This is a genomic window from Streptococcus halichoeri, assembly GCF_019774635.1.
GTDB classification, from domain to species: Bacteria; Bacillota; Bacilli; order Lactobacillales; family Streptococcaceae; genus Streptococcus; species Streptococcus halichoeri.
Genome location: NZ_CP081502.1, coordinates 1,576,573 through 1,589,798 on the forward strand (window position 1 = coordinate 1,576,573; position 13,226 = coordinate 1,589,798).

10 protein-coding genes, 1 tRNA gene, 1 other RNA gene and 1 pseudogene are annotated in these 13,226 nt (G+C 39.3%); 4 read left to right on the forward strand and 9 right to left on the reverse strand.

Annotated features, from left to right (window positions below; genetic code table 11):
* Nucleotides 1-9 precede the first annotated feature (9 nt).
* A complete protein-coding gene (locus K5J94_RS07465; protein WP_221912774.1) occupies nt 10-792 on the forward strand; it encodes an ABC transporter permease in 783 nt (260 codons plus the stop codon).
* A 31-nt stretch (nt 793-823) separates the two neighbouring features.
* Here the strand turns inward: K5J94_RS07465 and K5J94_RS07470 are convergent, their stop codons facing one another.
* Entirely contained in the window at nt 824-1,435 is a 612-nt protein-coding gene (locus tag K5J94_RS07470) for a TVP38/TMEM64 family protein (protein WP_159564022.1), read from the reverse strand.
* An 88-nt stretch (nt 1,436-1,523) separates the two neighbouring features.
* Between K5J94_RS07470 and ssrA the strand changes: the two genes are divergently transcribed.
* Together ssrA and K5J94_RS07480 are read left to right on the forward strand one after the other, a co-directional pair.
* Nucleotides 1,524-1,873: a transfer-messenger RNA gene (gene ssrA / locus K5J94_RS07475) on the forward strand.
* A 496-nt stretch (nt 1,874-2,369) separates the two neighbouring features.
* Nucleotides 2,370-3,752, forward strand: coding sequence for an MFS transporter (locus tag K5J94_RS07480; RefSeq protein WP_159549201.1), 1,383 nt, complete (start codon nt 2,370-2,372; stop codon nt 3,750-3,752).
* A gap of 448 nt (nt 3,753-4,200) precedes the next feature.
* Here K5J94_RS07480 and K5J94_RS07485 read toward each other — a convergent pair.
* Nucleotides 4,201-4,470, reverse strand: a pseudogene (locus K5J94_RS07485) (tyrosine decarboxylase); the annotation flags it as partial.
* 207 nt (nt 4,471-4,677) lie between these two features.
* Between K5J94_RS07485 and K5J94_RS07490 the strand changes: the two are divergent.
* Nucleotides 4,678-5,298, forward strand: a complete 621-nt coding sequence (locus K5J94_RS07490; RefSeq protein WP_221912776.1) for a DUF3862 domain-containing protein — start codon at nt 4,678-4,680, stop codon at nt 5,296-5,298.
* A gap of 256 nt (nt 5,299-5,554) precedes the next feature.
* Here K5J94_RS07490 and K5J94_RS07495 read toward each other — a convergent pair.
* From K5J94_RS07495 to K5J94_RS07525, 7 genes are all read right to left on the reverse strand, one after another.
* Nucleotides 5,555-5,626: transfer RNA gene (locus K5J94_RS07495), tRNA-Arg, on the reverse strand.
* A gap of 222 nt (nt 5,627-5,848) precedes the next feature.
* Nucleotides 5,849-6,736: an ROK family protein gene (locus tag K5J94_RS07500; RefSeq protein WP_159564023.1), complete on the reverse strand. Its 888-nt coding sequence runs from the start codon at nt 6,734-6,736 to the stop codon at nt 5,849-5,851.
* A gap of 295 nt (nt 6,737-7,031) precedes the next feature.
* The gene (locus K5J94_RS07505) at nt 7,032-8,141 is read right to left on the reverse strand and encodes a Gfo/Idh/MocA family protein (protein WP_221912777.1); all 1,110 of its coding nucleotides are present in this window, start codon (nt 8,139-8,141) and stop codon (nt 7,032-7,034) included.
* 27 nt (nt 8,142-8,168) lie between these two features.
* Entirely contained in the window at nt 8,169-10,241 is a 2,073-nt protein-coding gene (locus tag K5J94_RS07510) for a sialidase family protein (protein ID WP_221912778.1), read from the reverse strand.
* Entirely contained in the window at nt 10,231-10,701 is a 471-nt protein-coding gene (locus K5J94_RS07515; protein WP_159544073.1) for a YhcH/YjgK/YiaL family protein, read from the reverse strand. The genes K5J94_RS07510 and K5J94_RS07515 overlap by 11 nt, the downstream gene beginning before the upstream one ends.
* Before the next feature lie 19 nt (nt 10,702-10,720).
* Entirely contained in the window at nt 10,721-12,259 is a 1,539-nt protein-coding gene (locus K5J94_RS07520; protein ID WP_159584177.1) for a sodium:solute symporter, read from the reverse strand.
* Between the two features lie 48 nt (nt 12,260-12,307).
* A complete protein-coding gene (locus tag K5J94_RS07525; RefSeq protein ID WP_159549183.1) occupies nt 12,308-13,225 on the reverse strand; it encodes a dihydrodipicolinate synthase family protein in 918 nt (305 codons plus the stop codon).
* Nucleotide 13,226: the final 1 nt, after the last annotated feature.

Consider the following 13,226-nt stretch of genomic DNA (forward strand, 5'->3'; position numbering starts at 1 on the left):
GAGGAAGTTATGTTTGGAAAATTATTAAAGTATGAATTTAAGTCAATTGGTAAATGGTACTTTGCCTTAAACGCCGGAGTGATTGCTATTGCGGCTATCTTATCTTTCACCATTAAAATCTCAGCTGCTTCAACCTTCTCAGGTGACAATATTTTTACTAAAATTATTCCTTTCACGCTGATTTTAACCTTTGGTGCCTTAATTGCTGGCTCATTACTGGCTACCTTATTAATCATTATCAATCGCTTCAATAAAAATCTCTTTGGTCGTGAAGGGTATTTGACCATGACCCTACCGGTATCTGAGCATCAATTAATTCTCTCAAAATTCATCACATCTTTTGTATGCAGTCTGTTTAACAGCATCGTCTTATGCTTAGCAATCTTTATCCTGATTATTCCTCAAGTCAGCTGGAACAGCTTTCTCAAACAGTTCAACCAGCTGATGTCTCAGGTTGCCAGTCATTATGATGTCGTCCTTGGTTTATTGCTCTACTTCCTAATTGGTAGTATCTATGCGATTTTGTTAATTTACTTAGCCATTTCCATCGGGCAACTTTTTGCTAATCACAGAGGACTCAAAGGCATTATCGCTTATGCCGCCATCAGCATTGCTACTAGTGCTTTGTTGTCTTATTTAAATACCAACGTTTTCCACTTTAATGGTCATGAAGTTGATTATCTCTTGGAAAGCAATTTCTATTGGATTACCATTATTGAGCAAGTGATTTTAATAGGGATTGTCTATTTCAGTACCCACTTCATCCTTAAAAATAAACTTAATTTGCAATAATTTAAAAAGCTTGGACAATGTGCCAAGCTTTTTAATGATGTAGCCATTTAAGTAAGTCCCCACCAAAAATCAGTAGGTAACTATAACTAATAATTGAAATTGGTTTTGAAAGTAAAATAATAATCAAAAAACGCTTAAAGCTCATTCGCGTCAAACCTGTCAACATGACCATCAAATCGGCCGGTGATACGGGCGAAGCCATACAAAATATGAAGAATCTTTCATAACCCTTAGTGTCAAGCCTTTGTTCGTATTTCTGAAACGTCTTTTGATCAACAAATAATAGAATAAACTTGACTCCGTAGACACGAACAAGTTCAAATAGAATAATACTACCTACAATAATCCCTACATAATTGTAAATAAACCCTTCAACTGGGCCAAAGATAACAAAACCAGCGACCGTGGTCAGGCCACCAGGTATAACAGGGAAGATGATTTGAAAAATTTGGACAACAATAAAAATAAATGGTCCCCAGAAATGGTAGCGAAGAATAAAGTGCTTTAAAGCATTCGTATCACTCAGTAAGCCTTTTTTATAAAGCCAAAAAGCTGTAATAAAAGAAGCAATCAGGGCAAGAATGCCTAGAAGTTTGAAAGTTTTCTGAAAGAAAACATAGTATCTTGAATTGTCATTATTCATACTGTTATCATAGCACAAGAAAGCTTTTTTTGCTATTTAAAATAAAAACTGGTATAATTACAGATGGAGAGAGAACTCTTTATTTTATGGGGTTGTTACGGATTCGACAGGCATTATGAGACATATTTTGCGACTCATCGGCAGATGTAAAAGTGCCAGTTAAATATAACTGCAAAAAATACAAACACTTACGCATTAGCTGCCTAAAAACCAGCTAGCGTGACGCTTACAAAATTGCTTGTGTTTTGCTAAGCGTCTTAAATCAGCAAGCTACGGTTAAGGAATTGTCTAGTTTCTTAACAAGAGATTGATAGACTCGCACGTGGTTGATTTGAGTTATGTGTCCACCTCGTTGTTAAACTAAGACATAACCTATGGTTGTAGACAAATATGTTGGCAGATGTTTGGACGTGGGTTCGACTCCCACCAGCTCCATCAATACTTACCGTAACTTTCTATAAGTTCTTAAAACCTTGTTAAATCAAGGTTTTTTCTTTTTGGCTTGTTCATGAGTTACTATAACTTTCTATAAAATTGAGACTCAAATTGAGACCCAAAAACTATTTTTAAAACTTTTTAAAATCTTTTTTTCATTTAATACAGCTCAATTCTCTCAAAACCTCTTCCACAACTTCCATTGACTGTATCATAATAAAGTAAAACACAAAAAACGCCCAGAAATTAATCTGAGCGGTTTTGTTTTATCTCGGAGCTTTACCTCCTATTTTCTGTAAAGAAAAAAGTTTCTAGGAAAAAGTTTCATTAAATTTAATCTTATCATCTCATAGCACCCATAAGAATAGGAATACGCTAATAATAAAAGGGTATAATTGGAATTAAGTGTGGTATATTTTAACTTATACTTAATTATTAATTGACAGCTATGTCTTTCTGATATATAATTAACACGATTAAAATTAGAAAGGTTAACTTTATGTTAAAAAAATTACTAGCGCCGCCAGAAAAACGGCCACGTTTATCTGAAGCCGAAATCAAACGTAAGTATCCTCGGTATCGTATTCAAGTTCTCATTTCTATATTCATTGGATATATGGGATACTATTTCGTGCGCAATACAACTTCAATTCTATCAGGCATTCTTAATATGTCTGCAACGGAAATCGGAATTATCACGTGTGCTAGTTATATTGCCTACGGTCTCTCTAAATTTATCTCAGGTTTAATCTCAGATGAATCAAATTCTAAGGTCTTTTTGCCCATTGGCCTTTTCCTTACAGGTTTGGTCAATGTCTTGATTGGGGTTATTCCTTCTGTCATTACTAGTATCTGGCTTTTCACCATCATGTATCTGATTAATGGATGGTTACAAGGTATGGGCTACCCGCCTGGAGCACGTACGCTAGTTTACTGGTACGATAATAAAGAGAGGATCAAATTTGCGACCATCTGGAACTTATCCCATAATGTTGGGGGAGCGATCGCACCAATCTTAACTGGTATTGGTTTAGCACTTGCTGGAAACAACGCTCTTGACCAAGCCCGTGCAGCCTACTGGTTCCCAGGTGCTATTGCCTGTCTCTTAGCAGTTGTCGTTTATTTTCTTCAAGAAGATACACCCGAATCTGTTGGTCTACCTCCAATTGAAGAATACCACAATCAATACCCTAATGACGAAGCCACTGAATCTTCCCAAGCAACCACTGAAGATTTAAGCATGGGTAAAATTATTAAAAACTATATTTTGCCCAATACTAAACTAATGTGGGCTTCCTTATATTCCATCTTTGTGTATATTCTACGCTATGGTATTGTTTCTTGGACACCTAAATTCCTAGCTACAAGTGTTGAACAAGGTGGTAAGGGAATTACTGCTACTGCGGGTATGGGCGGCTTCTCACTTTTTGAAATCGGTGGTATCATCGGAATGTTAACAGCAGGCTATCTGTCAGCTAAGCTATTTAAAAATTCTAAACCATTGACTAACGTTGCCTTTTTAATTATTGCCATCTTATTACTAATTGCTTATTGGTTTGTTCCAGCAGGTCCACAATACATGATGTTAGACTTTATCATTTTAATCGGTCTAGGTGCCGCAATCTATGGCCCTGTCATGATGGTTGGTTTATATGCAATGGAGCTGGTGCCTAAAGTAGCAGCCGGCGCCGCTTCAGGTCTCACTGGTACCTTTAGTTATGTTGGAGGGGCAACTATTGCAACCTTAGCCATTGGTATTATCATTGATAACTTTGGTTGGGGCGTTGCCTTTGTCATCTTTGGCATTTCTGGCGTTGCTGCCATTATCTGTACTCTGCTCTCTCGTGATAAGAGTTTGGAATACTGGGAAGAAAAGGGCTAACAACAGATAAGTTAAAGGCTTAACAAGCCAGCTAGCTAGAGGAGGAGAAAACTAATCTCCTCCTCTTTTAACGTGTCAAAAATGAGTCTGTTACTGTTTACCCTACTTCTTATCAAACAAAACAGTTAAATGAACAAAAGACTCAAAAGATTCTTCATAAGTCATCAAAAAACCGGAGACTTAACTATTTAGGACGCCGGTTCTTTTTATTGTGGCTCTCTAATCGTAGACATGAGTACCTCATTATTTAGCTACTGCCTAAAAGTAATGCAAATTAACTTTGCTCTTAAGCTCATTGTTTGGCCTCTCCATTACAGCTAACTTGGTGCCTTTATTAACTTTTAGCATTGCCACTCCGGATAGGTTAAGGCATGAACTTCTATTTCCCTATCACCAATCTGATAGGATAAACGGTTGATAAAAAGGTTTCAGCATTTATATGCCCCTAAAAATGACCAGCACTGTGCCATGGTACCGAGGTTGTCCGCAGCCGACCAGATATTTCCTCTAAGACATCTTTTACCTTAGCAACAGTATGCTTAAATGAACTAGAGTTTCGCACTGAGGCAGTCATAAAAGGTTCATCTTGAGGCATATCATTTTGGTGCCACCCTAAATGCTCATCCACAAGTTGATTTAACATATTTTTATACAAATTACCATTCTCAGCTTTGTCACCTATAAAAAGGGCATGTACATTCATCTCATTATTGGTCATTCTCCTTCTTTCTTTGCTTAAAGCTTTTACTTCTTTCGTTGAAATAAATTGTAAATAAAGAAATACCGCTGTTATCGCAAAAACAACGTGTGCGAAGTCAATTAACTGATAAAGTCGGGAAACAAGCCCATGCTAAATTTCTTCTTGCTCATATCATGCTTACATTATGATATAATAAAAAGAATCAATAATTTCTAAGGATCTGTCATGACATTCAACAAATACATACAACTGGGCATGTTATTTCTAGTGGGTTTTAGCTTAGCAGCCTGTGGCCATTCCCCTAAGCAAGTCGAAAATACCCCTCGTTCTTCAGAAAAAAAAGAAGCCCGACCTGCAGAACAACAAGACAAGCGAGCAGCTTTTGAAAATATTAAGGTTGCCAGTGCCACTACCGAATTCAAAGGTGGTAGTTCATTAGCTGATTTAACCCAACTTTATGGACAGCCTAGCAGTCATGAAACCAAGACTGCCGGGAATGCCAAGCTAGATGTTTATAGCTGGAAATTTGGTCAAGTGACTATCCAAGCTAACTTATTTGAGGACTCGACCATTGTCAAATCCATCGCTAATTTTTATTTTAATCGTGAAAAAACGATTGACCATGCAAAAGTCAGTCAACTCAAAAAAGGCATGACCTATGCTGAAGTTGTTAAGCGGTTGACCGAACCAGATGACTATACTCTAGCAAGTTCTAGTAATCACACCCAATTACAAGCAATTTGGGTTAGCGGGCTTAAGGCTAAAGAGGCTCAAGCACACCTTACTTTATTTTTTGAAAATGATCATTTAGACGACATTTCAGAAATGGGCTTAAAAGACAGGTAAGCACGCGCACCTGTCAGCTTTTTTGACCATTGTACCATTCTTTTTCTAACGTTTTTTGTCCAGACTCTTTCTGGTGTCTACATCCACTGACCAGATCAATACATTTCTACTGCGCTTAATTTAAGTGTATCATTATATTTCATGCAAAAACCCTTTCACCTGATTAAACCAGTAAAAGGGGAGCATAGTTTTTTGGACAAATTTTGGACAAGTAACAAAAAAGCCTTATTTACCAGGCTTTTTTATCTACTTTCTATCCACCTTGAGGGAATCGAACCCCCATCTCAAGAACCGGAATCTTACGTGATATCCATTACACTAAAGGTGGGCTACCCTTCTAATATACCATAAAAAGGATAGGTTGACAATGAAAAAAAGAAGAATCCGCACGTAGGCAGAAAGAAAAAGCAGGTAATAAGGTGGTAATGACATGCCTTTTCACAAATATGTCCCTAGATTTGCATTTTGGGATCTCTTTTCTCACCTCTGCGACCACTATCACTATAGACTACCATTTGTTTTTTCCAGAAACACTTAGGAAAATACTGGTTTACTGGTGCGTATTTAAAAAATGCTTTACGGCACCGACACGACCGGCTTCATTGCCTAGGGATGCTGCAATAATGTGCCTTGGTAAAAAGCGTGCATTCTTTACTTTTTGAGCTAAGGAAGCGCGTATTTTTGATAATAGCAAAGCTGATTCAGAAAAAATCCCTCCTCCGATAATAATGACTTCTGGATTCAGGAGATAAGAAATGGTCAAAATGCCTTCTGTAAAATGGTCAATAAAGGTAGCTAAGGTTTCTTGTGCAATCGGATTGTCTGCTTTTATATCTGCAAAAAACTCAGGACCAGTAGGGTCAGCGATTCCACTTTTTTCCTTATACAACTCCATCAAGGCTTTTGCTGAGGCAAGATTTTGCCAATCTTGACCCTTAACCGGTAAATAACCCACTTCACCTGCTGTAAACTGATGACCATTTAGAATCTGATTGTTGATAATAACACTCCCGCCGATACCAGTGCCCACTGTAAGCATAACAAGATTTGATAAGCCTCTGGCATTGCCAAGCCAGGCTTCGCCTAAAGCAGCACAGTTCACGTCATTTTCGACTGCAACGGGCAATTGAAATCGCTCTAGGATTGTTTGCTTAAAATTTGTACCACAATAGCCAGGAATCGTATAACCGGCATAAACGACTTCTCCCGTTTGACTATTCACAACTCCAGCTGTAGCAATTCCCACACCATAAATCGTGTTATCTTGGTTATATTCCTCAATTAAACAACAAACCTGCTCTAAAATATGATTAGACTGACGTTCATAGTCAATGGAAGTGCTAACTTCTTTGTAGTGTTTTAAACTGCGTCCTTCTAAATCATAGAGATCAGCCTTTATTGTTGTCCCACCAATATCAATTCCAATAATTTTTTTCATCGTTTTTCTCTCTCCCTTTACAACTTCTCCCTTTTTGCTAGTACTGACATCTGAGCACAAATTTCAAAAGCTCCGCCCTCTGCTATAGCGTGTGGCTGATTGGTAAACACGAAAAGACATCCTATCAATTCTCTCAAGCTCAGCCATTTACCTACAACATTACCATTAGCAATACCTCATTAAAAACAGGATTTGGGAATGCCTTCACTCCCAAATCCTTATCTTTTTTGTACTGAGGCTTATTCACTACTACACACTTAAGTATTAGCCTAGCTTTTCCCTTTAGATTAGGCATTTAGCCATTAGTAATTTCAGAGAGAAATACCTTGCGATCTTCTGTGACAGATAAGGTGCAAGCATCAGCTGTAGCAATGGATTCCAAGGCAGCAACGCCATTCAACAGTTTAGCATATTCATCTGTGATCTCACCGCCCTTAAGAATATGATGCAAGTAAGCCATTTCTTTATCAATACATGTTTGCAGCCACAATGGCGACCGCACACCCGGCTTACCATAGGCAATAGCACCATCCATCCCTCTTCCAGTGTAAATAGCTGTTCGATCATCATCTTCTGCTTGGCTTTCATGGATTAAGAAATGGGATTCGCCTTCTCCTTTAACACGGAGGGTTCCGCCGGTATGATATAAATCAAGCTTAATGGCCCCTTTTGTGCCTTCAATCAGAACATAGTGTTCTCCCCAACGAAAGGCATTGCCGTATTCTAGTAGAGCATAACGATCATCAGAATATTCTAGGTTAATAAGGAGCATGTCATCTTCATCGCCAAAATGCTCGCCCTTATGATACACATTCCCACCTACCATTGTTGCTTTTTCGGGTAAGCCGCCCATAATAAATTGAATACAATCAAGCTCGTGAATGTGGTGATACAAGTGTCCGCCTGATTGGGAACGTTGCTTTTTCCAAGAAACGGTTGCTTGTTGTTCCTCCCAGCCGGTGCGTGTAGCATGGCAATAAAGCACCTTACCAATTTTTCCTTGTGTAATCAACTCCTTAGCATGATGAACTCCATTAAAGAAATTCATAATGTGCCCTGCCATAAAGATAACCTGATGCTCTTTGCAAGCAGTAACCATGGCTTTACAATCCTCATAGTTCAAAGCAATTGGTTTTTCACAAAAAACATGTTTGCCATGCTCAGCTGCTTTGACAACAGGTTCACGATGCAAATAGCTCGGCGAAGCTACAATGACACAATCAACATCAGCGCGTTCGACCAATGCATCCAGGCTCAAGCAAACAGCTGCGCCTAATTCTTCAGCTATTTCTTGGCCATGATTGGGATCAAAAATCGCTACAACTTTTGCATCTGCAATGTTATTTAGTGAGCGAGCTAAATCAGCACCGAAATAGCCTACTCCGACAACTCCATAATTAATCATAATACTCCTTTGCTTGCTTTTTATCACCTATTGATGCGTCTTAAGGTCATCGATGGTCAAACTGACATAGGGAACCACATTTTTCATGTGAAGCTCATTGCGTGACCAGGAATCAAACTTTTCAAACATAAGGCCAATGTCATGGTTGGGTAATTCTGTTAAGCTTGAGTAAGAAAAACCATATTGTGCAAAATCAATGTCGTGATGATACCGCCATTCAATGCTATGATCATCATTGATTAAACCAATTGACACTTGTCCATGCCTTCTTCCGTTTGGAGAATTAGGCGTACTTAAAATCAGAGCCTTCTTGCCATCAATTTTTTGACTATAATTTATAATCGACAGTTCAGTGCCGTACTTAGGATTAGTGACAAAATCCAGGTACTGCGGGGCTCCCCAGGTATTACCAGAATCCTTACTAGTGAGATAAGCAATCTTGCCGTTGTTGGTACGCATATAGGCCTGAAGCACACCGGGACTTAATTCCACCACCTGCGCTTCGGCAGACCAGTTATCCGGTAGCGGCACAGTCTTAGCTTGCCAGCTCGCCCCATTATCATCACTGTAGATAACGACTGATTCTTTACCTGTATAAGCCGTAAGGAGGATTCGTCCCGTCTTAGAATCAACGATGCCACGACCTGGACTCAGATAAGGTGCATTTCTTTTTAATCCCATAAGCGGTGAAAGGAGACTAGGATGGGACCAGGTTTTTCCCGAATCATCACTGGTAGCATAAGCGATGTAGTTTGTTGGAACGACAGTAAACAAGGAATCTTTATAGAAAACTGTCATATTCACCTGTTTGCCGTTGCGGTACTCCGACTTTTTATTGTTGTCAAAAGCGACCGAGTATTGTTCCACGGTTAAAGTCTTTCCATTTTCCATTAGAGAAAAATCCTTAGCAAGACTATAGGCAGTTGGCTGGTTTGTCCGATCATCAAAAATTCGCCCCTGCTCGCGGACAGTGTAATCATAGCCTGACTCACCCCTTTTTTTCAATTTGAGGTAAACTTTGCCATTAATGTCTTTATAGCCAGAATCGTCTCGCTGTGCTTCACGAAAACTAACGCCCGCAGGCATGACATCAGCAAACAGGACTACTTGATGATTGGGTTTTTCTACCATAACAGAATCAATGTAAGTGGCACCGCCACTAATTTGCAGATCGCGCAAGCCAGGCTCACGCGGCCACTCCAAGGGAGCATTAGCAAAGTCATCAAATGCAAGTGCTAATTGGGGCTTTTGCCATGTCGCTCCATTATCATCACTGTAACTAGTCGCAATATTGATTTTATTTAAAAAATCATGGGTTCCACCATATCGGGCATCAATACTTGAGAGGATGCGACCATTGCTTAGGGTGTAGAGCACAGGAATCCTGAAGTAATTGGAACCTGTGGTATCATTTGCAGTGTAAATAAGGTGGTCTGTGATCTGATTTGTTGTTATGTTTTCTAGGCTAGTCGCATCAAGTGCCTGATCATAAACTTTAGCACTTTCAATAGTCCCTTTAAAACCATAAGCCATCTTTTGGGCGCGTTTAACCCCACCTAGGACAAAAGCACTAAGTCCTTGTATGTTTTTTGGCCCCAAATAATGTGCAACCTTGGTTTCTACTAGTTTTGTCCCATTTGCATATAGAGTATAAGTGCTATGCGTGGAATCCCCGACCAGTGCCACATCATTTGTGACCGGCTTATGCTTAAAGCGTCCCCAGACAGCAGCTGGACGAGCCACTAAATGATTAGTCTGAGTAGAGGTATCACGGGCTTCCATACCCAATTCCCCATTTTCTCGGATAAAAAGATCAATGTAGCTATTTTGGTTACCAGGTGCTGGATTAGACATGCCAAATAAGGCTTGATCCCCTTTATTTTCTGTTTGAGAATAGGAAATGATGAGAGTAAAATCATTTCCTTTGAGCTTATCACCGATTTGCTCGCTAACTTCTGCTGCTTGACCATTCAAGGTCAGCTGAGATGCTTCAAAAATAGGTACCAGGGAAGCTTTGGATGCGGCTAAAATAACATTCGTCAAAGTAAAGGCCAATAAGCTTGCAACCAGGCAACCGATCAAAGATTTGTTAAGCTTCATGGTTTACCTCTTGGTTCAATACTTTAATAACTAATTTCTTAACGGGTTGATCATTGATGCGGATTTTTGGTTGATGAAAATCTGCTGCAAATGCTACCAATAAATTGCTGGTTGTCAATTCAAGCAGCTGGTACTGTTCGCTTTCATACAAGGCAAAATCTTGCGCGTCATCAAATGCTACTTTCAGTTGTGAGCTGGCTGGGGCAGCCACTGCTATTTTCTCCGTATTTGTCAACACCAGATGAATGTCTAAGTATTGCTTATGGGTTTCAAACACTTGACCTGCAGTGCCATCTGCGACATAAGTCATACAATTCGCAAAAACGTTCGCACCATCAATGTCGATTTTGCCATCTTCTAAGGTGGTCAAATCTGTTTTAGTAAGAAAATCCCAGACAGTTGCAAAGTGGGGATTTAGTGGAATGTAGGTTTTAAAGTCGGATCGTTCTGCAATAATCATAAGATTGCCCTCTTTTCTATTAATGACGTTGTTCCCAGCTACTATCAGCTAAAATTTCTGAAATATCATAGATGGTTGTGTATTTAGGAGCCATTGCTTTATTACCTGTTAATAGAGAAACGATGTAGCCACTGACCAAGGACACCGTAATTGAAATGAGGGAATAAGCCCAGTAGTTAACCGCTTCTGGTGGCAAGATATATTTAATACAAACCATAACAATGGTTGAAACAATAAGGGCAGCGTAGGCTCCATATTTATTAGCTTTTTTTGATACAAAACCAAGCACAAACACCCCACCTAAAAGCCCAAGTACAAGCCCCATAAATCCATTGAACCACTCATAGGCTGATTTAATATCAGAATGAGCCATGATGATAGAAACCACAATAGAGAAAATTCCCACTAGCAGTGAGACCATTTGAGCAAAGCGCGTCCGGTGTTTATCAGACATATTTTTTGAAAACACTTCTTGAATATCAAGTGTCCAGGACGTTGCTACCGAATTAAGCCCAGTGGAGATGGTGGATTGGGCAGCAGCATAAATAGCTGCTAAAATAATCCCAGTAATGCCTACTGGCAATTGATAGGCAATAAAATACATAAAAATTTGATCCTGCGCAATAGCATCTACTGAGCCACTATGTTGAACTTTATAAAAGACATATAGTCCTGTCCCAATCAAATAAAAGACCGTTGCAACCCCAAGTGATAAGGCACCATTAGTGAACATCATTTTATTTAATTTCTTAATATTTTGCGTGGTTGTAAACCGCTGCACCAAGTCCTGCGAAGACGCATAGGACGAAAAAATGGTCAAGCCTGATCCAACCACAATCAAAAAGACTGAGCTTGCTAAAATATTGGGGTCAAACAATTTTTCAGTCGGACTTAGAAATTTACCATGAGCTAAATGGTGCATAATTGTTCCTAGCCCACCATTAATATCTCTTAGCAGGACAAATAATGCAATTACTACCCCACCAATGAGCACCACACCCTGTATAAAGTCAGTCCATAATACGGATTTTATCCCCCCTGTATAAGAGTAGATAATGGCGATAACGCCCATTAATATTATTAGGATATTAATATCAATCCCAGTCAAGGCTGCTAAACCAAACGATGGTAAATACATAATAATTGACATCCGACCTAATTGATAAACAATAAATAAAACTGCTGAGATAACCCGTAGGGATTTCGTCTCAAAGCGGCGTTCCAAATAATCGTAGGCCGTATCAATATCCATACGAGCAAAAATGGGGAGCACAAATTTGATAGCTAAAGGAATAGCAATGAGCATTCCCAATTGAGCAAACCATAAAATCCAGCTTCCTGCATAAGAATTACCTGCTAAGCCTAGGAAAGAAATCGGACTTAACATCGTTGCAAACAGTGAAACCGATGTCACATACCAAGGCACTGAGCCATCACCCTTAAAAAATTCCTTGCCCTTCATCTCTTTCTTTGAGAAATACAGGCCAGCTAAAAGCACGATAGCCAAGTAGGCAATCAAAATAATGAGGTCAATTGAGGTAAACCCTGTTTTATTCATATTAACCCTCCATTCGTTAATGAATGTATACCACACAGTGACCTAACATTATAAGAATGCTTTTCTAACTTGATTAATCTGCTCTGCTGCTGCCTGAGCAATCGATTGATCTTCATCACCTAAAGCTTCAAGCGGCGCACGCACTGAACCTAGATCCAGATTTTCATTTAGCCGTAGGATTTCTTTGGCAATGGCATACATATTAGCTCGACCAGAGACCATTTTGGCAATAATTTCATTAATAGCATATTGCAGCTCTTTAGCCCTTGCAAGTTTCTTTTCTTCAAATAATTGGTTCAGCTTCAAATAAAGGTCGGGCATCACACCATATGTTCCACCAATACCAGCTCTTGCTCCCATGATTCGCCCACCTAAGAATTGTTCGTCCGGCCCATTAAACACAATATAATCATCGCCCGCAGCTGCCACAAAAGTTTGAATATCCTGAACAGGCATTGAGGAATTCTTCACACCAATAACCCGCGGATTTTGGCGCATTTGGCTATACAATGCTTCTGTCAAGGCTACTCCTGCTAACTGTGGAATATTGTAAATAATAAAATCAGTCTTAGGTGCTGCTTGACTCATAGCATTCCAGTAAGCAGCTATTGAATAGTCAGGAAGCTTAAAGTAAATAGGAGGAATGGCTGCAATCGCATCTACTCCAACTGCTTCAGAGTGCTGTGCCAATACGATACTATCTTTAGTATTATTACAAGCCACATGGTTAATCACGGTGAGTTGTCCTTTTGCCACTTCCATCACGGCTTCAATAATCTGTTTACGATCCTCAACACTTTGGTAGATACATTCACCTGAGGATCCATTGACATAGATTCCCTTTACGCCTTTTTTAATATAGTAGCGAACAAGATCTTGGACCCGTTCTTTACTCACCTCACCCTTATCATCATAACAAGCATAAAATGCTGGAATAATTCCTTCGTATTTAGATAAATCTCTCATT

Coding starts and splice junctions, on each gene's coding strand:
- K5J94_RS07465 (WP_221912774.1), top strand. CDS start 10: ATGTTTGGAAAATTATTAAAGTATGAATTTAAGTCAATTGGTAAATGG.
- K5J94_RS07520 (WP_159584177.1), bottom strand. CDS start 12,259: ATGAATAAAACAGGGTTTACCTCAATTGACCTCATTATTTTGATTGCC.
- K5J94_RS07500 (WP_159564023.1), bottom strand. CDS start 6,736: ATGAAAAAAATTATTGGAATTGATATTGGTGGGACAACAATAAAGGCT.
- K5J94_RS07525 (WP_159549183.1), bottom strand. CDS start 13,225: ATGAGAGATTTATCTAAATACGAAGGAATTATTCCAGCATTTTATGCT.
- K5J94_RS07505 (WP_221912777.1), bottom strand. CDS start 8,141: ATGATTAATTATGGAGTTGTCGGAGTAGGCTATTTCGGTGCTGATTTA.
- K5J94_RS07490 (WP_221912776.1), top strand. CDS start 4,678: ATGACATTCAACAAATACATACAACTGGGCATGTTATTTCTAGTGGGT.
- K5J94_RS07515 (WP_159544073.1), bottom strand. CDS start 10,701: ATGATTATTGCAGAACGATCCGACTTTAAAACCTACATTCCACTAAAT.
- K5J94_RS07470 (WP_159564022.1), bottom strand. CDS start 1,435: ATGAATAATGACAATTCAAGATACTATGTTTTCTTTCAGAAAACTTTC.
- K5J94_RS07480 (WP_159549201.1), top strand. CDS start 2,370: ATGTTAAAAAAATTACTAGCGCCGCCAGAAAAACGGCCACGTTTATCT.
- K5J94_RS07510 (WP_221912778.1), bottom strand. CDS start 10,241: ATGAAGCTTAACAAATCTTTGATCGGTTGCCTGGTTGCAAGCTTATTG.